Origin of the sequence: Cytobacillus pseudoceanisediminis (assembly GCF_023516215.1) — a bacterium.
Lineage (GTDB): Bacteria > Bacillota > Bacilli > Bacillales > Cytobacillaceae > Cytobacillus > Cytobacillus pseudoceanisediminis.
The window spans coordinates 4,347,805-4,373,305 of sequence record NZ_CP097349.1 but is presented as its reverse complement, the minus strand read 5'-3'; the positions used below and the strand labels follow the sequence as shown (position 1 = coordinate 4,373,305).

The following is a 25,501-nucleotide window of genomic DNA, read 5'->3' as shown; positions in this document are numbered from 1 at the left end:
CCCCTGATTAATCTGGTCTCTTTACGCGATCCAACATTTGTTCAATCGCTTCTGTCAGATCTTTAAATGTATTTCTATATATCTCAACCGGTCCCCCATATGGATCGATAATATCTCCCGCGGCTCCGGCAAACTCTTTTAGTGTGAAGGTTTTGTCTCCCGCATCAGGAAACATGGACAGAACGGTATTTTTGTGGCCGGCTGTCATTGTTAAAATATAGGTCGCCCAGTCAATTAACTCTTTACTCATACTGGAAGACTGATGCTGCAGCGGTATCCCATGCTCCTCCAGCACACTTTTTGTATGCGGGGACGCCTCGCTGCCGTCTGCTGCAAAGACTCCAGCCGATTTCACTTCTACACCCGGGAGCGATTTGCTTTTTAAAATGGCTTCTGCCATCGGGCTTCTGCAAGTATTTCCTGTACATACAAATAATATTTTTGTCACAGAGATACTCCCTCCTTATATATCGGTCTATAACCATAAAATTTTATTCAAATATTTCAGTTTGCACTTTTCTTACATTATAAGTCAAAATTCCCATAACACCTATAGCTCCCTTGCAAAAAAAGAAAAAGGGCGACCCGCACCCTTTCCATTTTTCACAAAATATTAACATTTAAACACAGGCTCACTTTTATAAAAATAAGAGTTTTACCCCGAAGGCAAGGAGGATGGCACCACCGAGCGCCTCGCTGTAGGAGCCGATCCAGCTTTGTACCTTCCTGCCAGTGAGGAGGCCAGCCCATGTGAGGATGGTCGCCCCGGCTCCGAAGAACACGAGCACAAGCAAGGTTTTGGCACCGTAGATTCCGAGGCTGAGGCCTACTGAAAAACTATCAAGGCTGACGCTCAAGGCAAAAATCATCAGCCCTATGCCCACAGGGGTGATTAAGCTGTCTTCATCATCCCTGAAGCTTGACCAAATCATCTGCACACCTAATAAAAGGAGCAATCCCCCGCCTGCATAACCGGCAATGGCTCCGAATGTATTTGATAGAAATCGGCCTGCTATCATTCCCAATAAAGGCATCCATACATGGAAAAGTCCAATGGTGATGCCGATTTTTGCTATTTGTCTGAGGCGGAGTTTGTACATCCCCATGCCAAGACCTACCGAAAAGGCATCCATCCCCAATGCGAATGCCATTAGAGCCAGTGTTAAAATTTCCCCGATCATTACAGACATTTTTCCGCCTCCTTGGACTTGCTAATTCAGCATATGCACGTCCAGACGGTTTTAGAATGCCGACCGTTTTCCAAAACAAAAAACCGCCTCATGACGAAACGGTTTCATTATCTATCTCCTAATGACCCTGTGTCCTGCTGCTTTCATCAGGCGGTTCATGATTGCGTGCCCGACACCTTCACCCGGGAACATCTCACAGAAAATAATATCAGCATTTGTTGTGTTGAAGTATCTTAATGCTTCATAGAGCGAGCTGGCCACGGTTTCAAGCTTATCCCGCTGTCCGCAGGCATAGATAAAATCAGCGCGATAAAATTCCAGGTTTTCCGATGTTGTCAGAACCCCCACAGAAAGGCCTTCCTTCTTTTTATCCTCAACAAAATACTGGATGTCTTCTTTTGTTCCTTCTACTAGATAAAGCGGAGCATCCGGCGCATAGTGACGGTATTTCATGCCGGGAGATTTTGGCGCCTGGCTTTCATCCGCTAATGCAGGATCTACGATGATCTCGCCTACAGCCTCTTCAAGCTGTTCTCTCGTAATGCCGCCTGGCCTTAAGATGACAGGCACATCACCTGTACAATCCACTACGGTGGATTCCACGCCAACGCCTGTCGGACCTCCATCCACTAATCCAGCTATTCTTCCATTCAAGTCTTCCCACACATGGTCAGCCGTTGTCGGACTGGGCCTTCCCGAGCGATTCGCACTTGGAGCGGCAATTGGCAATCCTGTTTTATTCAGCAGCGCCAGGGCTACTGGATGATCAGGCATTCTCACAGCAACTGTAGATAAATCTGCCGTTGCATAATGGGAAAGAACACCTTCCTTTAGATTAAAAATGAGCGTAAGCGGTCCCGGCCAAAATCGATCCATGAGCGCCTGCGCATTTTGCGGAATTTCGGTTACAAAAGCATCAAGCTTGCCTTTGTCAGCAATATGAATAATCAGGGGATTATCACTCGGACGTCCCTTCGCCTCAAATATTTTTCTGACCGCTTCATCATTTTCCGCATTCCCGCCTAATCCATATACGGTTTCTGTGGGGAAAGCGACCACTTCATTTTTTTAACAGATCGGCAGCTTGTGAACACTGTGAATAACTATCTTCTTTATCCACACTGTTATCCACCGACCATCTTTTTGTAATCATTGTTATCCACCTTCACAAAAAATGTTTTTTTGCTGTCAAAATTCCTATGTTTTCGACATTTTTTTGAACATTCCTTTGGAAAGTATAGTAGAAGAAGCTGGATAACTCAAGTCTTATCCACAAATTGTGTATAAATAAGAGGGATTTGTGTATAACTTTAGCAAGATACCCACAATTCACATGGATAATTTCAAAAAGAAAGAGTTATCCACAGTCATGATATGCTTAACATGCTCCGACTCGAATAAAACTTCCGGCAAGTGGGCTGTTTCTTCCTGTTTAAAGCCAAGCAGGCTGAAAAATGCCAGCGAGTTTCTTTTATTTGATGCGAGATATAAGGATTCCATGCCCCGATCCCTTGCCAGCAATAATATTTGCTCAAACAAAATAAATAGATCTTTTTCTGATGCTGTGGATGTCATCACAAGTGATCTCAAAAGACCAATCTTTCCATGGGGTTCAATTCCCAGGGTAGCCTTAATATCCCCGGAATCACTCTCCATAATCAAAAAATATTCGATTGCTTCCCTTATCCCATCCGTACTTAAGTTTGCCGATTCCAGAAAAGATGCCAGATTCTCCACATCTGAAGCATCAGCACATCTCACTACACCTGTTTCCATTTCTTCACCCCATTTTCTAATTGTCACTCTATGAATATGAAAAAATAGAAAAAGTAGAACTAGATTTGAAAAATATTTCAGGATGTGAGAGAAAGAAAGATTATTGTAAAACAAAACACGGCAGCTGTTTGAATTCCGCTGCCGTGTTTATATTACTATCATATGCAATTTTTCTGCGGCGGGTTTAGTCGTTCGAGTTGCCGCCTTTTCTGCCGATTTCTTCGTAGAAATCGCGGTCATGGTTTTCACTTGTTGCTTCTCCGCCTTTGCGTCCAATTTCCTGATAGAATTCCTTGTCATGATTTTCCGCTGTCGCTTCTCCGCCTTTTTGGCCAATCTCCTGATAGAATTCACTATCATGATTTTCCGCTGTTGCTTCTCCGCCTTTTTGGCCTATTTCCTGATAGAATTCCTTGTCATGGTTCTGGCTTGTTGCTTCTCCGCCCTTTTGGCCTATTTCCTGATAGAATTCCTTATCATGGTTGCGGCTTGTTGCTTCTCCACCCATGCGTCCCCTTTCCTCACGAGACATTTTATCGTTGTTATTATTGTTGTTTTTAGCCATTATCTTTCATCTCCTTTTTGTTTATGTTTTGTTGTTACACTACTTTAAATATCCGTTTTTAGTAGAATCAAACGCATGAAAAGAAGATGTTAAATGCTTGTCTTAAATGTAATTTGATTTCCAGTTTTTATAATGATTCTAAAAAGGAAGACCTCGCTCTGCAGCAAGGACTAACCGAAGATTTTCTCCCATATTTCAGCTAAAAAGAATTTTACTTCCACAGGTTCTTCATCTTCTTCTGTATAAACAGGTGCTGTTTCTTTTTCGGAATCTGTATCAGCAGCGATTTCTTCTGCTTTTACTTCTCCCTTCTTTTCTCCTTCTTCAAAGCCTTCGCTTACAGCCACACCGTTTGAGAAATCAAGGAAGCAAAGAGGAGGGAAAAGCACACACCACCAGTTGGCTCCTTTTCCTTCGCCAAGAGTGATCAAGATCGCTTCGTATTCGCCAGCCGGATATAAAAACTGTCCGTATAATTTCGTCGGGAAGCTGACTTTTCCAAAGTCGGCATTTACTTTCTGATCAGATCCTTCATCAGCTACAACTTCTTCTGCAATCTTTTGAATCTCAGGCAATCTGGACTGGATCAGTTCACGTGCATCTTCGATTGAAGTTAAATCTGCCACCCACTCAGTGATCTCTGCATTTATTGCGTCCCTTACTTTCCTCTTAATCGCCTGGTCTTCTTCATTATCGCTGTTGGCCAGAATGCGCAGCCTGATTGCCTCACTTGGTATGACCATCGGCTCATCTGCCGTCACTTCTGTTTGCGGTATATATAAACTTAAAATGGTTCCTAAGGATAAAATCAGTACATATAATTTCACAATCGTTTTTGTATTCATCATTTCCGGCACCATCCCTTCACTATCCACAGTGTGGACAGGTTGCCAGAATCTTAAACTATTAAAATTAAATTTTTTTATAGTATTCTGATGCAGTGCCTCTCACCTAATAAAAAACCGCCATGCCGGCGGCTGTGTTACTCTATTTCCGCAAAAACCATCCGGTCTTTGCCGTTAATGTCATAGACTGTTTCCACATTTGCCTGCGGGAATGCCTGCTTCAGGAGTAATGAAACTGCTTCACTTTGGCCGGCACCCACCTCGAAGCCGATGATGGCACGGTCTTTGATGACAGCTGGCAGCTCTTCCATGAAGCGCCTGTATAAGTCCAGTCCGTCTTCACCCGCAAAGAGGGCGCGGTGCGGTTCGTGCTCGGTAACTATATCTGACATCCACTCGATATCCTTTTCCGGTATATATGGAGGATTGGATAGAATGATATCAAATTTCTTCCCTTTTGAAATAAGAGGCTGGAGAAGGTCACCCTGATAAAAATCGATTTCCGAGCCATTCTGTTCTGCATTTTTCTCAGCCAGTTCAAGGGTTGGTCCGTAGATATCTGTGGCCGTGACATTTAATTCCGGTTTTTCAAGCTTCATCGTAACGGCAATCGCCCCGCTGCCTGTACCGATGTCTGCCATTTCAAGTCCATTCACAGAGCCGAACAGCTTATTTATCTTCTGCAGAGCGTTATAAACCAGTTCTTCCGTTTCTGGCCTTGGAATAAGTACATCTTCATTCACCTGGAAGGCGCGCCCATAGAATTCTTCAGAGCCGATGATATACTGAACAGGCTGGCCCGCAGCGTGTGATTGCACTGCCTTCTGGAATTCATCCAGGACTTCCGGATTCAAATCTTCACGTAAATTAGCCAAAAAGCTTGCCCTGGTCATCTTCATAAAATGCTGCAATAACAGCTCACCGGCATTCTCATCGCGGTTTGACTCTTTTAAAAAGAAGAAGCCCAGTTGAGGGCTTCATATACTTTCATAGTTGGATTACTCATTGGATGCACTGTCCAGCTTCGCAGATTGCTCTTCAACGATCAGCGCGTCAATAACCTCATCGAGCTTGCCTTGAAGGATCTGATCAAGCTTTTGGATTGTCAAGCCGATGCGGTGATCCGTTACACGGTTTTGCGGGAAGTTGTACGTCCGGATACGCTCAGAGCGGTCTCCGGTACCAACTGCTGATTTACGCTGCTGGTCATATTCGGCCTGTGCTTCCTGCTGGAATTTATCATAAACACGGGCACGAAGAACTTTCATCGCTTTTTCTTTATTTTTAATCTGTGATTTTTCATCCTGGCAGGATACAACCGTACCTGTCGGCAAGTGAGTCAGACGAACAGCTGACATCGTCGTGTTAACACTCTGTCCGCCCGGTCCGCTTGAAGCAAATGTATCCACACGGATATCTTTTTCATGAATGTCAATTTCCACTTCTTCTGCTTCAGGAAGAACCGCAACTGTTGCAGTTGAAGTGTGGATGCGCCCGCCGGATTCAGTTTCCGGCACACGTTGAACACGGTGTGCGCCATTTTCAAACTTAAGCTTGGAATAAGCGCCATTTCCGTTGATCATAAAGATGATTTCCTTATAGCCTCCAACGCCCGTAGAGCTTGCCTCAATGACATCGATCTTCCAGCCCTGCGTCTCGGCATAGCGGCTGTACATACGGTATAAGTCACCTGCAAATAATGCAGCTTCATCACCGCCGGCTGCACCTCGGATTTCCATAATAACGTTTTTATCATCATTAGGATCTTTAGGAATGAGGAGGATTTTCAGACGTGCTTCCAGATCCTCTTTTCTTTCCTCAAGCTCGGACAATTCTTCTTTTACCATTTCGCGCATTTCGGCATCAAGCTTCTCTTCAAGCATGGCACGCGCATCCTGATACTGCTCTTTCACTTCTTTATATTCGCGGTATGTGTCCACAGTTTCCTGAATACCAGACTGTTCTTTTGAATATTCGCGAAGCTTTTTCGGATCATTGACAATTTCCGGATCGCTCAAAAGCTCATTTAATCTTTCATAACGGTCCTCGACAGATTGAAGACGATCAAACACAGCCATTCACCTCAATTTTTTATCCAATAACCGCCGGATATTGTCCCAGCGGGGTATAGTTTCATTTTATTTAAAGCCGTAACTCCATAACATTCTAATTATAGTATAGGTGATTGTTGCAGTCAAAACCATTCGGGAATAAGGATGACTTCTTCCCTGTTAATAAATTTTCTGAAAAATCATTGCGGATTTTTGTGATATCCGATATATTGGTTTTATGAAAAACAAAAACATTACACCCATCAAACGTTTGTCCCTTAGAGATGAAGTATACGAAACAATTAAGAAAAATATTATCCAGCTTGATTTTGAACCGGGTTCGCGCCTTCATGACAAGGAACTGGCAGAAGACTTTGGGATCAGCCGCACGCCTGTCCGGGAAGCCTTAAAACGGCTTGAGGATGAAGGGCTTGTTGTATCGACGCCCGGTTCATCAACCCGAGTCACCCCTCTAAATGAAGAAGGTGCCAGCCACGCCTTTCCTGTGGCAGCTTCCCTGCATGCTTTAGGTGCCAGGCTTGGCGTTCCCCGCTTAGTGCCAAGTGATTTTAAAAGGCTTGAGGCAGCCAATAAAAATTTGGAGGCCGCTATGAAAAAACAGGATATTCTTGGTGCAGTAAAAGCAGATGAAGCCTTCCACGAGGTTTATCTTTCTGCTGCAGATAATCCCGAAATTATCTCAGCATTAAAGAGAATTATGCCCAAAATTCAGCGTCTGGAAATTGCTCAATTCGGATCTATGAATGGGCTGAAATCTGTTGAACAGCACAAAAAAATTATGGAAGCTAGCAGGCAAGGCCAGGAGCAGCTGGCATCCAGACTGGTGGAGGAAAACTGGCTGAGCCTTGGCGGGCTTTTAACAGGGAAATGAGGTGAACTCGCATGAAGGCTATTCTATTAGGCGTTTGCTCCGCCTTCTTTTTTGCTTTTACATTTGTTTTGAACCGGGCAATGGAAATGGATGGCGGGAGCTGGCTGTGGAGTGCATCGCTCCGCTATTTTTTCATGATTCCCCTCTTGGGTGCCATTGTGGCATTCAGAGGGAATTTACGGCCATTATTTACTGAGATGAAAAAAACTCCCGGGCAATGGCTGTTATGGAGCTTTGTTGGCTTCGGTTTATTTTATGCTCCGTTATGTTTTGCAGCAGCCTATGGTCCCGGCTGGCTGATTGCCGGGACCTGGCAGATTACGATAATCTCCGGCTCCCTGCTTGCACCGCTGTTTTTCGTTGCATATCGAACTGGAAAAGGAACTGTTAAGGCTAGAGGAAAGGTACCATTTCGCGGTCTGATGATGAGCCTGATCATTCTTCTTGGAGTTGCTGTGATGCAAGTCGAGCATGCCTCCTCCATTTCATTTCGGGATACCATGCTTGTAATCATTCCTTTAGTTATCGCATCCTTTGCCTATCCATTAGGCAACCGCAAAATGATGGATGTGTGTGAAAATCGGCTGGATGCCTACCAGCGTGTGCTCGGAATGACAATTGCCAGTCTTCCGTTCTGGGTCATTCTTTCTGCAGCTGCCATGGCAACAAGCGGAGTGCCCAGCTTTGGCCAGGTCACTCAGTCCGGTTTAGTAGCCCTTTTTTCCGGGGTCTTTGCCACGGTGCTTTTCTTTGCAGCCACTGACCTTGTCCGCGGCAATATGCAAAAACTAGGTGCGGTGGAAGCAACCCAGTCTCTCGAGGTCCTTTTTGCTGTTCTCGGCGAAGTGCTGCTGCTGTCAAGCCCCCTGCCATCTGGAATTTCTTTGACAGGGATGGCACTTGTGATCATCGGCATGGTGCTGCACAGTTATGTAACTTCAAATAAAGTAAAATTAAAAAGAAAGGCTGCGTAAAAAAAGGCCCTAGGTAAGCAGGGCCTTTTTTATGTGCGGTCTTCCTGAACCTTTACTTCAATGTGATAAGTCGGAAGAGCTTTAATGAGATCTTTGTGCAATCGAGCCTGTGAATTAATCTTTTCCTGGTGGGTCATATTGCCTTGTCGATATGCAGTCACCCACATATCCTCTCCATTTACCCAAACAGCTCCCGGGCGATACCCCTCGTGAGCAGCAACGACCTTGCGGGCCTGGTCGATATCATCCTGATTATCCAGACGTTTGCCGTCAAAATTGATAAAGTTTGGGTTCTGCTCTCCGCTCATCGTCCTGTCCAATGTATCATTGTCCTCTGTACGGTCCAGATCATTATTTATAAATGAAACTCCATCCTGGGTCTCATGGTCATACTCACTCTCAGTTGCCTGATTGTTGGCACAGCCAGCCATAAAGGCGAGCATCAAAAGGAAAACACTAAGTTTTTTCATTACTGCACCTCCTTTTTATAGCATGTCCGCTATTAGGAGGAATGTGCAGTCCAATATAAGGCAGAGCTGGGGTAGTGAAGGATTTGAGTTAGCGGCTTGAACGTTCATGGCGGCTTTTTCGGCTGCCCTTTCGTTTTTCGGCTTCATGAGGCGGTCATGCCGACCTTTTCGCAGCTTCCTTTTGGTTTTTGGGCTTCATGAAGCCTTCATGGCGACCTTTTTCCGGCTTCCCTTCTGTTTTTCGGCTTCATGGAGCGGTCATGGCGCCCTTTTCCCGGCTTACCTTCTGTTTTTCGGCTTCATGAGGCGGTCATGCCGACCTTTTCTCGCTTCGTTTTCATTTTTATGAGCCGCTCATGACGAAATTTTTAATTTCGCCTTCCGTTTTCCTTTTCCTGCACCATAAAAAACCCCGCAAACAAAAAAACTGCCCGGAACATGCCAGGGCAGAGAGATCGTTTAGTATAAAATTATGATAAAAACTCGGTTGTTTTATGTTTGTCTAGAACATTTGGCGACTTGGGAACTTCATGGTGATGGCGGCAGCGCGGTTCATATGCTTCTGATGCGCCGACCAAAATAACCGGGTCATCATATGAAGCTGGCTTTCCATTGATCAGGCGCTGTGTACGGCTTGCAGGTGAACCGCAAACGGCACAGACGGCTTGAAGCTTTGTAACCAATTCTGCTATCGACATGATGGCAGGCATTTGGCCAAACGGCTCCCCGCGGAAGTCCTGGTCAAGCCCGGCAGCGATGACACGATGTCCGCTGTCAGCCAGGTGCTGAATGACTTTTACAATTTCATCATCAAAAAATTGCACTTCATCAATCGCAATCAAGTCAATGTCAGCTGTAATGTATTTAAAAATATCGGTAGACTGGGAAATGGGTCTAGCTATGACCGAAGTTCCATTATGTGAAACGACAGCTTCATCACTGTATCGGTTATCGATCTGCGGCTTAAATACAGCGATTTGCTGTTTGGCGAACTGAGCTCTGCGCACACGGCGAATCAGTTCTTCTGATTTGCCGGAGAACATGCTGCCGCAAATGACTTCCACCCATCCGTGATGATTCATAACGTACATGAACGGCCTCTCCTTCCTCGTTCTAACTAATAGAATGGCTTGTTATCATTAATTTATGAAGAAAGGGTCGAGCTGTAATTTGTATTATACTCGGCTTTTTTCAAGGCAAAAAAGTCCACTCAAAACAGTTCTTCATATCCAATAAGGCTTATTTCGCAATAAAAAACAGGCAAGATAGTTAACTTGCCTGTTTTTGTTGTTTATTATTTTTGTTCTGACTTAATGCCGTATTTCTTATTGAAACGGTCAACACGTCCGCCAGCTTCAGCGAATTTTTGACGTCCAGTATAGAATGGGTGGCACTCAGAGCAAGTTTCAACGCGGATCTCTTCTTGAACAGAACCGGTTTCGAACTCGTTACCGCAAGCACATTTCACCATTGCTTTTTTATAGTTAGGATGAATTCCTGATTTCATTCTTTTCATCTCCTTCCGCCCTGAATCATTCGAAACAGAGTTATATATTACGGGCAATCATGAATTGCCGTAAACTTCAAAAACACACTGTCATCATTATAACAAGTCCATGTATATTTTGCAATATGCGAATTCCGCATCCTGGAATTTCCAGAATGCTGTTTTTGCTTATTAAAGGCGTCCGCTGATTTCCGCTGCGGGCACTTGCTTTCCGCGGTAAGGAACCGGGGCCTTCGCTCCAACCAACTCAGTAGAATAATTTAGATTACTGCAGAAAACAAACTTAACATAAACAGCGTTTCTAAATAGCTACATGAGCATTCAAGGTTATTAAGAACGCTTAGCCTTCATTTCTTCTGCCAAGTTAGCAAAAAACTCTTCGTTCGATTTTGTCTGTCTTAGCTTGCGAAGCAGTTTTTCAGCAAAATCCGGTGAATCGGACATGGATTTGCGGATTGCCCACAGCTTGTCCAGATGATCTTTCTGTATAAGAAGTTCTTCTTTGCGCGTTCCGGATCGGCGGATGTCGATGGCCGGGAAGATTCTTCTTTCAGCCAAGGAGCGGTCAAGGTGCAGCTCCATATTGCCTGTCCCCTTAAATTCTTCGTAAATAACGTCATCCATGCGTGAACCCGTGTCAACGAGTGCAGTTGCCAAAATCGTCAAGCTTCCGCCCTCTTCAATGTTACGCGCTGCACCGAAGAAACGCTTCGGACGGTGGAATGCAGCCGGGTCAATACCGCCGGAAAGTGTTCTTCCGCTTGGAGGAATAACCAGGTTATACGCTCTTGCCAGTCTTGTAATGCTGTCCATCAAAATAACAACATCACGCTTGTGCTCAACCAGGCGCATAGCGCGTTCAAGAACGAGCTCGGCCACTTTAATATGGTTTTCAGGCACTTCATCAAATGTAGAGCTGACCACATCGCCTGCAACTGAACGCTCGATGTCTGTTACCTCTTCCGGGCGCTCGTCAATTAATAAAACAATCAGTTCCGCTTCCGGGTGGTTGGTTGTAATGCTATTGGCAATTTCTTTTAACAGCATGGTCTTACCTGCTTTTGGCGGCGCGACAATCAGACCGCGCTGCCCGAATCCAACCGGTGCAAGCAGGTCCATAATTCTTGTAGACAGCTGTCTTGTACCTGTTTCCAGTTTCATATGGCGGTTTGGATATAAAGGAGTCAGACCAGGGAAGTGAACACGCTCTTTTGCTGATTCCGGATCATCGCCATTTACGGCTTCAACTTGCAAAAGGCCGAAATAACGCTCATTTTCTTTTGGAGGACGGACTTTTCCTGAAACCTTATCTCCGTTTCTCAAGTCGAAACGGCGAATCTGGGAAGCGGAAATATAAATATCCTCAGAGCTTGGTGAATAATTGATTGGACGAAGGAAGCCGAATCCTTCTGACTGAATGATCTCCAGGACACCTTCCATGAAAAAGTAGCCTTCCTGCTCTGCTCTTGCTTTCAGGATGGCAAAAATCAATTCTTTTTTCGATAACTTGCTGTAATAAGAAACTTTATATTCACGGGCAAGTTCATAAAGCTCTTTCAGCTTCATATTTTCTAAACTTGAAATGTTTAAACCCATTTTTACACCACACTTTTGAAATTTTCAATCATTTCCTCCATATGCAGCTGTACAAATAATGGACTTTATATGAAAGGAAAGGGAAAGATACTTGAGGCACTGAAAATAGCTGAAGAATCTATCATTATGTTCTTAATTAAAGGTTTCGAGGAATGGAACGGTTTATTGTCCGTTTTTTAGTTGATATTGGAGGCATCCTCTTCTCCGAAATGCGTAAGCGCCTTGCCTGACCCTCGGGGGAAGCGCTGGAGCCAATTTAAAAAACAATCTCTATTTTACCCCTTAATATGAAAATTAATCAATAACTAAATTTGAGATGGAAAATATAGCAGGAAGGAAATGAAAATGAGCAGGCTGGCGCAGATGGCCAGCTCTCATTTTCTTATCTATCTTTTATGAAAATTATTTAATAACAAGATTTGGCTTTTTCTTTAGACTATGGCGTCCTTCGACAAAGCGGACCGTACCTGATTTGGCACGCATGACAAGCGAATGGGTCGAACCATACGAACCTTTAAATTGTACGCCTTTCAGAAGCTCTCCGTCTGTTACACCTGTTGCAGCAAAAATGGCATCATCGCCTTTTACCAGGTCTTCCATAAGAAGGACTTTATTAATATCGAGGCCCATCTTCAAGCAGCGCTCAGCCTCTGCGTCATTTTGCGGAAGAAGTTTTCCTTGAATTTCTCCGCCAAGGCACTTAAGGGCAACAGCTGCCAATACGCCTTCAGGTGCTCCACCAGATCCGAAAAGAATATCAACGCCAGTCTCATCAAATGCGGTATTAATGGCTCCAGCCACGTCCCCATCATTGATCAATTTAATTCTGGCACCAGCTTCACGAAGCTGGCTGATGATGTGCTCATGGCGCTCACGGTTAAGCACTGTAGCCACAACATCCTGGATATCTTTGTTTTTTGCTCTTGCGACCGCTTTCAAATTATCCAAAATAGAAGCGTTAATATCAATTTGTCCAACCGCTTCAGGACCGACTGCAATTTTGTCCATGTACATATCCGGAGCATGCAGAAGGTTTCCGTGGTCAGCTACCGCAAGAACAGCTAATGCATTCCAGCCTCCAGATGCTACGATGTTGGTGCCTTCGAGCGGATCGACAGCAACATCTACACGCGGACCATAGCCTGTTCCAAGCTTTTCCCCGATATAAAGCATTGGCGCTTCATCCATTTCGCCCTCTCCGATAACAACTGTTCCCTTCATTGGCACAGTATCGAATACATCTCTCATTGCAGAAGTAGCAGCATCATCCGCTTCATCTTTTAATCCGCGGCCCATCCAGCGTGCTGATGCTAAAGCGGCACCTTCTGTTACGCGAACTAATTCCATTGACAAACTTCTTTCCATCGATTCTTCCTCCCCAGATTCTAAGGCTGGCAGCATGGCGAATGCAGACCGGCTATTACCGCCGGCACCGCAAAAGCCCGCCTTAATTTATATTTGTCTGCTGATGTCACTTAGGCTTTGGCCCAAGTAAATCAGTCAGCTGTCAATATCACAAGATGTTTCTCTATTATGCGTTCTTCATTTGTTCCATTTCGTCTTTGCTCATTTCTTCGCGCCAGATTGTGGCACCGAGTCCATTCAGCTTTTCAACAAGGTGGCTATAGCCTCTGTCGATATGCTCTAAACCAGTGACTTCGGTAACTCCCTCAGCCATCAAGCCGGCAATTACCAGTGCTGCGCCTGCGCGCAAATCACTCGCCTTAACTTTAGCACCCTGAAGCTGAATTGGCCCATTGATGATTGCCGAGCGTCCTTCAACTTTAATGTTGGCATTCATCCTGCGCAGCTCATCAATATGCTTGAAACGGGCACTATAAATGGTATCCGTAACCATGCTTGTCCCTACTGCACCAGTTAACAGAGAAGTCAGCGGCTGCTGAAGGTCTGTTGGGAATCCAGGATAAACAAGCGTTTTAATATCCACTGCTTTCATTTTTTCAGCTGGCCCAACAAATACCTGATCGTCGTTCGTTTCAACCTGAACGCCCATTTCGCGCAGCTTTGCTATTAGGGACTCAAGGTGATGGGGGATGACATTGTCAATCAGCACACCTTCTCCAGCCGCTGCACCAACAATCATATAGGTCCCCGCTTCAATCCGGTCTGGGATAATCGTATGCTGGCAGCCATGCAGCTGGTCTACGCCATCGATGCGGATCACATCTGTGCCGGCACCCTTGATTTTCGCCCCCATATTGGTTAAAAGCGTAGCAACATCAATGATTTCAGGCTCTTTTGCAGCATTTTCAATTATTGTTCTGCCTTTTGCCCTGACAGCAGCAAGCATGATATTGATGGTTGCCCCAACGCTGACAACATCGAGATAAATACGGGCTCCGCGAAGCTCATCGGCACGAAGGTAAATGGCTCCCTGCTCATTGGTCACACGCGCGCCAAGAGCTTCAAAACCTTTGATATGCTGGTCAATCGGCCTTGGTCCGAGATGACATCCGCCAGGAAGTCCAATAACCGCTTTTTTAAATCGGCCGAGCATCGCTCCCATTAAATAATAGGAAGCGCGTAATTTTTTCACTTTTCCGTTCGGCAAAGGCATGGAAATCATGGAAGAGGGATCCACTGTCATATCATTTTCAGAGAATTCGACAGTGCCCCCTATTTCTTCAAGCAAATCTTTTAGAATTTGTACATCCGAAATATCCGGCAAACCTTCAATTGTCACAGGGGATTCCGCTAAAATGGTAGCTGGAATCAATGCTACAGCACTATTCTTCGCTCCGCTGATCCGGACTGTTCCTTTTAATGGATATCCGCCTGCAATCATTAGCTTTTCCATTTGTAACTCCCTTCTAAGCCGTTGTTAAAACACTCATGCTGACATTTGACTTCAATATTATAAAAATTGATAGCCCTTACAGCAAAAGCTACACACTACTTTTCTAACCAATTCCGCCAGAAAATAGCCCCAGATTCTATAAGAAACCAAATAGGCCTGTCTATTTTTAATATCGGAAAAATAGTCTTTGGGAAAATATGCACTTTCATATTATCATGTATCTGCATTTTGCAACATCGCAAGATGAACATGGAACAATTTTCCATTCGTTTTTTACAGATTCCGACATTATCTTTATCCTATAGTTTACACGAAAAATCAAATCTCATGTATTGTATTCAAAAAAAGTTAAAATTAAGAGAGAAGCACTAAAATCCGGGGTACAAATGATGGGGCAGGCTTTGCTCAAGAAAAGCGCAGGCGCCTTGCCCACCCCCGACACCTCGAGGGGTAGGCTGCTTGCGCTAGACAGCTCTCAAAGTATTAAATAAGCAAAGCCAGTATCCTAAAGTTATTTTTTCGCAGATTCCATTATCCTCTTGAGTTCCAGTCTGCCAGGAATGCTTCGATTCCCTTATCTGTCAGAGGATGGTTGAATAATTGCTGGATGACTTTATAAGGAACTGTCGCAATATGAGCTCCTCTTAATGCTGCATCCGTCACGTGCTGAGGATGTCTGATGGAAGCGGCAATGATTTCTGTATCAATGTCATGAATCGCAAAGATTTCTGCGATTGTGGAAATGAGATCCAGACCGTTATGGCCAATATCGTCCAAACGTCCAAGGAATGGAGAAACGTATGTAGCACCTGCTCTTGCAGCAAGCAGCGCCTGGTTTGCACTGAAAATTAACGTTACATTTGTTTTAATGCCTTCTTTCGAGAAAGCACTTACTGCTTTTAGGCCATCGGGTGTCATTGGCACCTTGATTGTGATGTTTGGTGCAATCGCTGCCAGCTCTCTTCCTTCTTTAATCATGCCTTCAGCATCAAGGGCGATGACCTCGGCGCTTACTGAGCCTGGCACCAAATCCGTGATTTCGCGAAGACGGTCAGGGAAGGATACATTCTTTTCCTTTGCCACCAATGATGGATTGGTTGTTACCCCTGCTACTACTCCAAGGGCATATGCTTCTTTAATTTCGTCCATGTTTGCTGTATCGATGAAAAACTTCATAATAATCCCACCTTGTTTAATATTTTGATAATTTTTGTTGCGGATATCTATGTATTATTAAATAAAGTTGTGATTCTGTAAAGCCTTACATTTGGAAGCAGAAATCCCCAGCTGGCACTCAGCGAACCGCCAGATAAAATACAGGGAAACCGCCCCTAAAACTAGAAGCGGTTTCTTATCCAATGATATTTATTATGCTTTGTTTGAAGAACCGAACTCGCGCATTTTGCCGATTACAGTTTCTTTAATCGCTTCGCGTGCTGGTCCTAAGTATTTGCGTGGATCGTATACTTCTGTGTCTGCTGCCAATACTTCGCGAACGCGTTTGCAGAAGCAATTTGGTTTTCAGTGTTTACATTGATTTTTGCAGTTCCTAAAGAGATAGACTTTTGGATATCCTTTGTTGGGATTCCAGTTCCGCCATGAAGAACTAAAGGAACACCAGTAAGGCTTCCGATCTCTTCCATTTCAGCAAAGCCAAGATTTGGCTCACCTTTATATGGGCCATGAACAGAACCTAGTGCAGGAGCAAGGCAGTCGATGCCTGTGCGTTTTACCAGTTCTTCACATTCTTTAGCATCAGCATAAATAACGCCATCAGCAACAACATCGTCTTCCTGTCCGCCGACAGTTCCTAACTCCGCTTCTACTGAAACGCCTTTTGAATGTGCATATTCAACTACTTTTGAAGTAGTCTCAACGTTTTGTTCAAATGGATCATGTGAAGCATCAATCATAACGGATGTGAATCCTGCATCAATTGCTTCTTTACATTTATCAAAACTTGAACCGTGGTCTAAGTGGATAGCCACTGGAACGGAAATTTTGTAATCTTCCAGCAGTCCTTCAACCATCTTTACAACCGTTTTGAAACCGCCCATGTATCGTGCAGCACCTTCGGAAACACCAAGGATAACAGGTGATTTTTCTTCTTCTGCCGCCTGCAGGATAGCTTGAGTAAACTCAAGGTTGTTTAAGTTAAATTGACCTACTGCATAGCCTTCTGATTTTGCTTTATTAAGCATTTCAGTCATAGAAACTAAAGGCATTTTTCTTCCTCCTTATTGATAATCGTTTAAGTTCGTCAGACTAAATACTGTTAAAGTTTTCCCCTTAACACTATCGAATATGTACCCTTAAAATAGTCCGCTAAACGAAGACGATCCTTTGGAATTCATCTGTTATCATACCAAAAAGGACTTAGAAAAGCCATTATTCCAGAGCGTTTTTGTTAATTGTCATAAAGCAAACGCTATCATTTTTATAGCGATGGAATTTCAGGTTAAAAACGGTTAATTTTGGATTATTTCGAGTTAGGCACAGGCAAATATTTCTTTACCGCTGCCCTGATGTCATCAATATCGAATGGCTTCGCAAAATGAGTAAGAGCTCCCAAATCCTTGGCCTCCTGAATCATATCGAGTTCACCATATGCAGTCATGATAATGACACGGATATCTTTATCCACCACTCTCATTCTTTTTAAAATTTCAATCCCGTCCATTCCCGGTATTTTCATGTCGAGAAGAACAAGATCAGGCGAATGCTTGGAAACAATGTCGAGAGCCTGGACTCCATTGGCAGCCTGGTATGTGTCGTACCCTTCTTTCTGTAGTACCTCATTAAGCAAAATACGGATTCCGAACTGATCATCTACAATTAATATTTTCCCTTTCATCAAGCCACCTCTTCCTGTCGTATTAAAAGCACTTAGGTTTAAAACCAATACTGAATTATGACTGCAGGTCACTTAACTATACATTCTCCTACAGCTAAATTCTCTGTGAAACATGATTATTCCTGCTGGTATTTGCAATTTCAAATGTGAATATTTTACCTTTCCCTTCCTTTTCACTATAATAGAACCTCTAAGTGCAGTGACCGAAGGAGTGAAATAATTTGCTAAAGATGTTTTCTACCCAGCTGACAGGCTTGTTTAAAAGACTTCAGGAAAAGGAAGAGTTTTCCATCGAGGACAGTGCACGCTTATTGGCTCAGGCTGCCGCCGGTGATGGGAAAATATATATTTATGGTACAAAAGAAATGGCTGCAATCGGCTATGAAGCCGTTCAAAGCCAGGAACCGCTTAGAGATGCAGCGATTTTGAAAAGTGATGAGGAAGTCTCAGAAACAGACAGAGTAATCATCTTCTCAAGACATTCAGATGATGAAGACGCAGCCGCTCTGGCAAAATCTTTGTCCGAAAAAGGAATTCCCTTTGTGGCAGTGAGCACCATCAAAACCGAAAGCAGTGAAAATCTCGCTGATTTGGCTGATGTCCATATTGATTTAAAGCTTGCTAAAGGGCTTCTGCCTGATGAAGAAGGAAACCGCTTCGGCTATCCGGCTTCCATGGCTGCTTTATTTGTTTATTATGGAATTAAGTTTACGATTGAAGAGATTTTGGCGGAGTATGAATAATAGATGAGCAGAATCAGCACCCACTTCGAGGGCTGATTCTGCTGTCATTTTTGTAGGTTGTTTTTTATTGCCGAGCTAGCTTCTTTTGGGGCTTGATTCCCTGTAATGGCACTTCCAACAATGACTACATCGGCAATACTGTCCTTCAATTCTCCGATTGTTTTTTCTGAAATCCCGCCTGCAATAGCAACCTCTATGTCATTTAACCCTTTTACCAGGCTAAATAAATCGGGATCTGCTATAGCCCCCTCTTTCTGCATATCCTTTCCTATATGGAGACAAAATAAGTCCGCCCCTAAATCATATAGGCTCTTTACTCTTTCTGCGTCCTGAACTCCCAGCAAATCAATCATAATTCTTCTATTGGCGGTATTTGCAATCTCTAATGCCTGTTTTATCGTGCTGTCATGTGAAAAGCCCATCACAGTCATAATGTCCGCCCCTGCTCTAAAGGCCTGTTCTGCTTCATATTTTCCTGCGTCACAAGTTTTCATATCCGCCACAATTGTTTTATCTGGATAAGCAGCCTTCATTTCCCGAATTATCTTCATACCATATTCTTTAATCACGCCCGTTCCGATCTCAATCCAATCTATATTTTCACAAGTTTCATCTGCAATACGGAAACATTCCTGCTCGGTTAAACGGTCAAGTGCAAGCTGAATTTTCACTTCTATTCTCCTTCGTTTAGAATTGTATTTTAAAAAGGAAGAAGCCTGAAACAAAAACCACAGGAATACTTCCTGTGGCCCTATTTTTCATATTAAACTCCTGAGTATGCCATAAATCCGCCGTCAACTGGTACTGTAACACCTGTTACAAAACCCGAGTATTCTTCGTCAGCCAGCCACAGCAGTACACCAAGCAAATCCTTCGGCTGGCCAAACCTTTTCATTGGTGTATGAGCAATAATTTTCTCTGACCTGGCCGTATGGGAACCATCTTGATTCAATAATAAATTGCGGTTCTGAGTTGTTAAGAAAAAGCCCGGTGCAATTGCATTTACCCGCAAACCTGTTTCTGCGAAATGTACAGCCATCCACATTGTAAAATTGTTAATGGCTGATTTGGCTGCACTATAGGCAGGCACTTTTGTCATTGGTGAGTAGGAACTCATTGATGAGATATTAATAATGATAGGCGATTCCTGCTTTAACAGTTCTTTGCCAAAAACCTGGCTGGCTAAAAAAGTTCCGGTAAAGTTGCTGGCAAATACTTGGGAGAAGCCTCTCTCATCCATATCAAAGAAGGACTTTTCAGAAGAAGGCTCCACATTATGGGTTTCTACAGAAGTAATGGCATCCGGGTGATTCCCGCCTGCACCGTTAATTAATATATCCACCCTGCCAAAGTGGCTGATCACTTCTTCCCTTGCCTTTTCCAGGGATTCACGATCTAAGACGTCTGCTGCAACAGCAATCGCTGTCCCCCCTGCTTTCTCAATTTCGGCTGATACTGCAGCTCCCTTTTCTGCCGTACGATTAAGAATGGCCACTTTCACCCCATGTCTTGCGAGCTCCCTGGCCATTTCCGAGCATAGCACGCCGCTTCCGCCCGTAATTACAGCTGTTTTTCCATTTAAATTTCCGTGTATTGGAAACATTAGCATTCTCCTTATTTCTCAGATTGATAGGCATCCCATAATCCGTGAAGATACATGATTCCAAGAGCCCGGTCATATAATCCGTAACCTGGTCTGCATTCTTCACCCCAAAGATGCCTGCCGTGGTCAGGACGCACGTACCCCTCATATTGAATCTCAGATAACTCCTTGACGACCCCTTTAATATTGATGGAACCATCTGCTGTTAAATGAGAAGTTTCAATAAAATCACCGTTCTCGAAAATCTTTACATTTCGGATATGTGCAAATGGTGACCTTTCGGCAAATTTTCTTGCGAGTTCAACCATATCGTTTTGCGGGTTGGCCCCTAGCGATCCCGTGCAAAAAGTAATGCCGTTGGAAGGTGAATCAGAGATAGAAAGGAGCTTCTGCAGACTTTCATCTCCCGTCATGATTCGCGGCAGGCCAAAAATAGACCATGGCGGATCATCCGGGTGGATAGCCATCTTGATGCCTGCTTCTTCTGCCACTGGCAAAATTTCCTGTAAGAAATAGCTCAGGTTTTCCCATAAGTCCTCTGCACTTACATGCTGATACGCTGCAAATAGCTCTTGAATCCGTGACATTTTCTCTGGCTCCCAGCCAGGCAGAGTCAGATCAGAAGCCTCGGAAACCGTTTTGATTAAATCTTGCGGATCCAGTTCTTCCACTTTGTTCTTTTCATAAAATAATGCCGTTGAGCCATCTGGAAGTGAGCGGTATAAGTCAGTTCGTGTCCAATCAAAGACAGGCATGAAGTTATAACAAATAACTTTAACCCCAAATTCACCCAGGTTCCGAATGGTTTTTTTATAATTTTCTATAAATAAATCCCTTTCATTGTTTCCCAACTTAATAGATTCATGTATATTAACACTTTCCACTACATCTGCATGAAACCCAAAGGACTTTATATACTCAACTTCAGATTTGATCTCGTCTGTCTCCCAGACTTCCCCGACAGGTTTTCTGTGAAGGGCCCAAACGATTCCTTTCACATTGGGAATCTGTTTTACTTGCTCAAGGGTTACAGTATCATTATCCCTGCCATACCAGCGAAAGGTCATATTCATTTTTCGGTGCCTCCATTTATAGCTTCGACATATTTTTCACAAAGTGCTTTTACTGATTCTTTACCGCCAGCTTTGTATGCCTTGTTTAAGTCACTTCCAATTCCGGCTGCGACAGCGCCAGCTTCAAGCCACGCACCTACATTATCTAAATTCACCCCGCCAGTGGGCATGATTCGCACCTGGGGCAGGGGACCATTGACTGCACCTATAAATGATGGATCAAAACGATTGGCCGGAAACAGCTTTACAATGTCGCAGCCATATTCGAGTGCTGTCATGATTTCAGTTATGGTCATGCATCCAGGAAGGTATGGAATGCTGTAGCGATTGCAAATCAAGGCTATATTCTTATCAAAATGCGGACTCACAACAAATTCCGCCCCATTTAAAATGGCATGTCGGGCTGTTTCCGAATCCAGAACTGTCCCAGCACCGATTACACCGTCTGAACCTCTTAAAGCCTCAAACACTTTTTCCGCTGCAGGTGTAGTATAAGTCACTTCAATAGCACGAAATCCGCCTTCAATAGCTGCTTCAGAAATACTAATCGCTGCTTCAGGTGTTTTTCCTCGCACAACTGCAACCACTTTTGATTCTACCAGCTGATTAAGTTTCTCTATTTTTAAGTTCATCTAATCTCCCCTTAATCGAAAACAATAACTGCTTTTCGAACCTGGTCAGGATTCTTCTCTACATATCGGAATGCTTCCTGCACTTCACTTATCGGAAAATGGTGGGTAATAAAACCGTTTGATTGAAGTTTTTCTACATTCAGCAGAGATACAACCTTTTCAAATTGGTTTGTCTGGAGCCGCGAACCGACAATAGTTACTTCTTTTTTCGTTATTGGCAATTGCGGAATAGAGGATGGCCGTTCATCAAACCCCAGAACAACTACCGTGCCGGCAGGTGATACAAGATTTACGCCAAGCTCAAAGGTAGAAGGCAGACATACTGCATCAATCACTACATTTGGTCCTTCACCATCTGTCAATTCCAATACCCGATCTTCTACAGACTCTTCCGATGCATTAATGATTTCATCTGCCCCATTTTCCTTGGCAAATGCTAGTCGTTCCTGCTTCAAATCACTGATAATAACCCTTGCACCCTGCAGCTTCGCCATTTTTAAAATGCATATGCCTATCGGGCCGCTTCCCTGGATGAATACAGTATCTCCTTCTCCAACGGCCCCGCGCCATACAGCCTGAGCTCCAATGGTGTAGGGTTCAGCCAATACAATTTCATCCCATTCTAATGATGAATTCACAACATGAAGCTGATTTTCAGGCAGTACAAAGAATTCCCGCAACCCTCCATCTTCATGAACACCAAAAACAGATAAAGACTGACATACATTCGGGCGTCCTTTTCGGCATGCGTAGCACTCTCCGCAATAGCGGATTGGCTCCACTACAACATGGTCACCTGGTTTCATTCCTGAAACATTTGACCCGACTTCAACGACTTCTCCTGCCACTTCATGGCCAACAATTCTTGGGTAGGTTGCAAGTGGATTTGTCCCATGGTAAATATGCATATCAGACCCGCATATTCCAACTCTTTTAACTTTTACTAGAACCTCATCAGGATTGCGGATAACTGGTTTTTCTATATCAATGACTTCCATTTCCATTGCACTTGGAATTTGTACTGCTTTCATTATTACTACCCCCTATTCAAATAAACTTGGAAGAAACAGTGAGATTTGCGGCACAAAAGCCACAAGCATTAAGACAGCCAGACTGACTCCTAAGAATGGCAGTAATTCTTTTGCTGTTTTTCCAATTGAGATCTTGCCGATTTGTGATGCTACAAATAGACAAACACCAACAGGAGGCGTTACTAGGCCAATAACAAGGTTTAATACCATCATGACCCCAAATTGAACCGGATCCATACCAATGGAAGCAGCTACCGGTAATAACACCGGGAACAGAATGACTAGAGCCGCAATCGTCTCCATGAACGTTCCAACAAACAATAACAGCAAGTTAATCAATAAAATAACGACAATTGGGTTTGACGAGATTCCGAGAATTGCATCTGCAACCATTTGTGGAATCTGCTCACTTACCATAATCCAGCCAAAAAGGTTTGCAAAACCTACGAGAAGCATGATAGAAGCCGTACCTGTCATGGAAGAAAGCATAATTTCCGGAATTTTTTTAATGGGAAGCTCTTTATAAACGAAGATTCCAATAACAAAGGCATACAATACTGCAATGACAGACGCTTCAGTCGGTGTGAAGTAGCCTCCGAGAATTCCATACATAATGATAACTGTCATAAATAGTGCCCAGAACGCCCCAGTGAAGCTTTTCCATATTTCCTTTAGTGACTTTCTTTCCCCTTTTGGATAATTTCTTTTAACAGAAATAATATAGGTTGGAATCATTAATCCCAGGCCAAGTAATAACCCTGGCAGGGCACCAGCCAAAAACAGATCGCCAATAGATACTGATGCAAGTGTCCCGACAATAATCATCGGAAGAGACGGAGGAATAATCGGGCCAACTGTTGATGAAGATGCCGTTACAGCTGCAGAAAAACCTGCTCCGTACCCTTCTTTTTTCATAGCAGGAATAAGAATAGCTCCTATACTGGCTGTGTCTGCCAAAGCTGTACCTGAAATACCTGCAAACCCCATCGATGATCCTACATTCGCTAAGCCAAGTCCCCCTCGGATATGGCCGAAGCAATTATTTGCAAACTGAATGATGCGATCTGTAATACCGCCAGCATTCATTAAGTTTCCTGCCAGAATAAACCCGGGGATACAGAGCAAAACAAAGGAGTTTAGCCCTCCAAACATTTTTTGCGGAATGATGCTTAACGGGATATCAGCCAGTATTAAATAAAAAAGTGAAGATAGGCCAAGGCTGAATGCTACTGGCACGCCTAGGAATATCAGGATTATGAACGAGAAAAACAAAATGGCTGCCATCATAGCTCCCCACCACCCATTTGTGAATTAAAATCTTCTTCATTTCGGATTAGCCTAATGATTTTGACAATTGAATACAATAATAAAAATGCACTCATGATAAATATTGCAGCGTGGATTACCGACATTTGAAAAGGCATTGTGGCTGAAGTCTGATTTTCCCCTAGCTGTGTAAAGAACCATCCTTCTTTAACGAGAACCCCGCTTAACAATATAATCAGCAAATAAATTCCAATTTCATAATACCGGCGAAAAGCATGTGACATTTTTGTAAGAATCAGATCTACATTAATAAACTCGCCTCGAAGCAAAGCTAGCGGTGCCCCAAAGCAAATGGAGTATATAAACAAATAGCGCGTAAGCTCTTCCGTCCAAATTGCTGTGTAGGGAAGATAGCGCGACATGATTTGAATGGTAACCACGATAATAACCCCGGAAAAACTTATAACAGTCAAGAAGGCTAATATTCGGTCAAGCCAAATTCGTATTTTCATTTTTTCATTCCTTCCTTTAATTAAAGGCACTGCTGGCAAAATAGTCAGCGGTGCCTTTAACTTGTTCCAATAAGACTATTATTCTACCTCTAGAATTTTTTCATAAAGCTCATACTGTTCTGGCTTAAGGCTATCTTTAATCGCAGGCTGCATTTTTTCACGGAAGGCATCCTGGTCAACTTCAACAAACTCCATTCCTTCACTTTCAAGCTCAGACTCTATCTTGGAAATTTCTTCATCATAAAGTTTTTCTCCAAATGCCTGCGCTTCTGCAGCTGCTTCTGTCACTGCTTTTTTCTGTTCATCATTCAAGGCCTCAAACTGCTTGTTGCCAATTAGGATATAAATCCATGAATATACATGCTCTGTACGATTCACATACTTTTGAACTTCATACAACCCGCCGCTCTGTATTAAATCAACCGGATTTTCCTGTCCTTTAATAACTCCTTGCTGGAGGCCAGTAAATACTTCATTGAAGTCCATAACCTGCGGCTTAGCACCTGCGGCTTCCCAGACTTTCAGGAACAATGGAACATTTGGCACACGCATAGAAAAACCCTTTAAATCAGATGGTGACTCAATTGGCTCACTTGAAGTCAAGTTACGTGGAGCACGTGTATGATAATACAAAGGAGTCAAGCCAACTTTTTCAGTGATTTCCTTCTCAATTTCTTCACCGATTTCCCCTTCTACAACCGTTTTTACATGGTCAAGATCACGGAAGGCATACGGTACTGCCATTAAAGCAGCCTTAGGTGCCCAGTTTTGCATGGTTTCACCAGAAATAACCAAGTCAGCTGTACCCGCCTGAATGGCATTGATTGTATCTGTTTCTCCGCCAAGAGAGTTATTCGGGAATATCTGAATTTCAATTTGCCCTTCTGTTTTTTCATTAACCAGATCTGCAAATTCCTCAGCCGTTTTATGCCAAATGTGATTCTCATCTGCCAAGTGGCCAAACTTCCACTTGATTACTTCTCCCTCTTGCTTCTCGCCGCTTGCCCCATTAGAACCGCCCGAACCGCAGGCACTAAGCATCAATGTCGCTGCTAAAACACCAGATAACCACTTCAATTTCATTATGTTTCTCCCCTTTTTTC

Annotated in this window: 25 protein-coding genes and 3 pseudogenes; 3 read left to right on the top strand and 25 right to left on the bottom strand. The window is 43.6% G+C overall.

What is annotated here, in order from left to right; genetic code table 11:
• Positions 1–7: 7 nt before the first annotated feature.
• From M5V91_RS23540 to prfA, 8 genes and pseudogenes are all read right to left on the bottom strand, one after another.
• Positions 8–448, bottom strand: a complete 441-nt coding sequence (locus M5V91_RS23540; RefSeq protein ID WP_251174312.1) for a low molecular weight protein arginine phosphatase — start codon at positions 446–448, stop codon at positions 8–10.
• Positions 449–638: 190 nt separating this feature from the next.
• Positions 639–1,190 (bottom strand): manganese efflux pump MntP, encoded by a 552-nt coding sequence (locus tag M5V91_RS23535; protein ID WP_009332258.1) that lies wholly within the window; start codon positions 1,188–1,190, stop codon positions 639–641.
• A 111-nt stretch (positions 1,191–1,301) separates the two neighbouring features.
• Positions 1,302–2,343, bottom strand: a pseudogene (locus tag M5V91_RS23530) (L-threonylcarbamoyladenylate synthase).
• A gap of 176 nt (positions 2,344–2,519) precedes the next feature.
• Positions 2,520–2,966 carry a GNAT family N-acetyltransferase gene (locus M5V91_RS23525; RefSeq protein ID WP_019380603.1) on the bottom strand — a complete coding sequence of 149 codons (447 nt, stop codon included), beginning with the start codon at positions 2,964–2,966 and terminating at the stop codon, positions 2,520–2,522.
• A 184-nt stretch (positions 2,967–3,150) separates the two neighbouring features.
• Positions 3,151–3,531: a glucose starvation-inducible protein GsiB gene (gsiB, locus tag M5V91_RS23520; protein WP_251174313.1), complete on the bottom strand. Its 381-nt coding sequence runs from the start codon at positions 3,529–3,531 to the stop codon at positions 3,151–3,153.
• A gap of 170 nt (positions 3,532–3,701) precedes the next feature.
• Entirely contained in the window at positions 3,702–4,376 is a 675-nt protein-coding gene (spoIIR, locus tag M5V91_RS23515; RefSeq protein WP_026041616.1) for a stage II sporulation protein R, read from the bottom strand.
• A 137-nt stretch (positions 4,377–4,513) separates the two neighbouring features.
• Positions 4,514–5,367: pseudogene (prmC, locus tag M5V91_RS23510) on the bottom strand (peptide chain release factor N(5)-glutamine methyltransferase).
• A gap of 7 nt (positions 5,368–5,374) precedes the next feature.
• On the bottom strand, positions 5,375–6,448 hold the full coding sequence (gene prfA / locus M5V91_RS23505; protein WP_019380601.1) for a peptide chain release factor 1: 1,074 nt from the start codon (positions 6,446–6,448) through the stop codon (positions 5,375–5,377).
• 217 nt (positions 6,449–6,665) lie between these two features.
• Between prfA and M5V91_RS23500 the strand changes: the two genes are divergently transcribed.
• A complete protein-coding gene (locus M5V91_RS23500) occupies positions 6,666–7,319 on the top strand; it encodes a GntR family transcriptional regulator (protein WP_071159486.1) in 654 nt (217 codons plus the stop codon).
• 11 nt (positions 7,320–7,330) lie between these two features.
• Positions 7,331–8,293 (top strand): DMT family transporter, encoded by a 963-nt coding sequence (locus M5V91_RS23495; RefSeq protein WP_251174315.1) that lies wholly within the window; start codon positions 7,331–7,333, stop codon positions 8,291–8,293.
• A gap of 29 nt (positions 8,294–8,322) precedes the next feature.
• Here the strand turns inward: M5V91_RS23495 and M5V91_RS23490 are convergent, their stop codons facing one another.
• From M5V91_RS23490 to M5V91_RS23450, 9 genes and pseudogenes are all read right to left on the bottom strand, one after another.
• Positions 8,323–8,763, bottom strand: coding sequence for a putative periplasmic lipoprotein (locus tag M5V91_RS23490; RefSeq protein ID WP_251174316.1), 441 nt, complete (start codon positions 8,761–8,763; stop codon positions 8,323–8,325).
• Between the two features lie 470 nt (positions 8,764–9,233).
• Positions 9,234–9,854 carry a thymidine kinase gene (locus M5V91_RS23485; protein ID WP_009332277.1) on the bottom strand — a complete coding sequence of 207 codons (621 nt, stop codon included), beginning with the start codon at positions 9,852–9,854 and terminating at the stop codon, positions 9,234–9,236.
• A gap of 203 nt (positions 9,855–10,057) precedes the next feature.
• On the bottom strand, positions 10,058–10,270 hold the full coding sequence (gene rpmE / locus M5V91_RS23480) for a 50S ribosomal protein L31 (protein ID WP_009332279.1): 213 nt from the start codon (positions 10,268–10,270) through the stop codon (positions 10,058–10,060).
• 330 nt (positions 10,271–10,600) lie between these two features.
• Positions 10,601–11,866 carry a transcription termination factor Rho gene (gene rho, locus M5V91_RS23475; protein ID WP_009332281.1) on the bottom strand — a complete coding sequence of 422 codons (1,266 nt, stop codon included), beginning with the start codon at positions 11,864–11,866 and terminating at the stop codon, positions 10,601–10,603.
• 402 nt (positions 11,867–12,268) lie between these two features.
• Complete coding sequence (glpX, locus tag M5V91_RS23470; protein ID WP_251174317.1) at positions 12,269–13,231, bottom strand: class II fructose-bisphosphatase; 963 nt, start codon at positions 13,229–13,231, stop codon at positions 12,269–12,271.
• Positions 13,232–13,397: 166 nt separating this feature from the next.
• Entirely contained in the window at positions 13,398–14,684 is a 1,287-nt protein-coding gene (gene murA / locus M5V91_RS23465; RefSeq protein WP_251174318.1) for a UDP-N-acetylglucosamine 1-carboxyvinyltransferase, read from the bottom strand.
• A 531-nt stretch (positions 14,685–15,215) separates the two neighbouring features.
• Positions 15,216–15,860: a fructose-6-phosphate aldolase gene (gene fsa / locus M5V91_RS23460; protein WP_009332284.1), complete on the bottom strand. Its 645-nt coding sequence runs from the start codon at positions 15,858–15,860 to the stop codon at positions 15,216–15,218.
• A gap of 192 nt (positions 15,861–16,052) precedes the next feature.
• Positions 16,053–16,909: pseudogene (locus M5V91_RS23455) on the bottom strand (class II fructose-bisphosphate aldolase).
• Positions 16,910–17,163: 254 nt separating this feature from the next.
• Positions 17,164–17,541: a response regulator gene (locus tag M5V91_RS23450; RefSeq protein WP_175502221.1), complete on the bottom strand. Its 378-nt coding sequence runs from the start codon at positions 17,539–17,541 to the stop codon at positions 17,164–17,166.
• Between the two features lie 218 nt (positions 17,542–17,759).
• On the opposite strand from M5V91_RS23450, the gene M5V91_RS23445 reads away from it, so the two are divergent.
• Complete coding sequence (locus tag M5V91_RS23445) at positions 17,760–18,281, top strand: DUF2529 domain-containing protein (RefSeq protein ID WP_009332287.1); 522 nt, start codon at positions 17,760–17,762, stop codon at positions 18,279–18,281.
• 44 nt (positions 18,282–18,325) lie between these two features.
• Here M5V91_RS23445 and hxlA read toward each other — a convergent pair whose 3' ends face one another.
• The 8 genes from hxlA to M5V91_RS23405 form a co-directional block, all read right to left on the bottom strand.
• Positions 18,326–18,952, bottom strand: a complete 627-nt coding sequence (hxlA, locus tag M5V91_RS23440) for a 3-hexulose-6-phosphate synthase (RefSeq protein WP_009332288.1) — start codon at positions 18,950–18,952, stop codon at positions 18,326–18,328.
• Positions 18,953–19,044: 92 nt separating this feature from the next.
• A complete protein-coding gene (locus M5V91_RS23435; RefSeq protein WP_009332289.1) occupies positions 19,045–19,884 on the bottom strand; it encodes an SDR family oxidoreductase in 840 nt (279 codons plus the stop codon).
• Between the two features lie 11 nt (positions 19,885–19,895).
• A complete protein-coding gene (uxuA, locus tag M5V91_RS23430) occupies positions 19,896–20,957 on the bottom strand; it encodes a mannonate dehydratase (RefSeq protein WP_251174320.1) in 1,062 nt (353 codons plus the stop codon).
• The gene (locus tag M5V91_RS23425) at positions 20,954–21,589 is read right to left on the bottom strand and encodes a bifunctional 2-keto-4-hydroxyglutarate aldolase/2-keto-3-deoxy-6-phosphogluconate aldolase (protein WP_251174321.1); all 636 of its coding nucleotides are present in this window, start codon (positions 21,587–21,589) and stop codon (positions 20,954–20,956) included. Before M5V91_RS23425 ends, uxuA begins: the two co-directional genes overlap by 4 nt.
• 11 nt (positions 21,590–21,600) lie before the next feature.
• Positions 21,601–22,620: a zinc-binding alcohol dehydrogenase family protein gene (locus M5V91_RS23420; protein ID WP_009332292.1), complete on the bottom strand. Its 1,020-nt coding sequence runs from the start codon at positions 22,618–22,620 to the stop codon at positions 21,601–21,603.
• Between the two features lie 12 nt (positions 22,621–22,632).
• Complete coding sequence (locus M5V91_RS23415) at positions 22,633–23,907, bottom strand: TRAP transporter large permease (protein ID WP_009332293.1); 1,275 nt, start codon at positions 23,905–23,907, stop codon at positions 22,633–22,635.
• Positions 23,904–24,398, bottom strand: a complete 495-nt coding sequence (locus M5V91_RS23410; protein ID WP_019380594.1) for a TRAP transporter small permease — start codon at positions 24,396–24,398, stop codon at positions 23,904–23,906. Before M5V91_RS23410 ends, M5V91_RS23415 begins: the two co-directional genes overlap by 4 nt.
• A 78-nt stretch (positions 24,399–24,476) precedes the next feature.
• The gene (locus M5V91_RS23405) at positions 24,477–25,481 is read right to left on the bottom strand and encodes a TRAP transporter substrate-binding protein (protein ID WP_174751741.1); all 1,005 of its coding nucleotides are present in this window, start codon (positions 25,479–25,481) and stop codon (positions 24,477–24,479) included.
• Positions 25,482–25,501 lie beyond the last annotated feature (20 nt).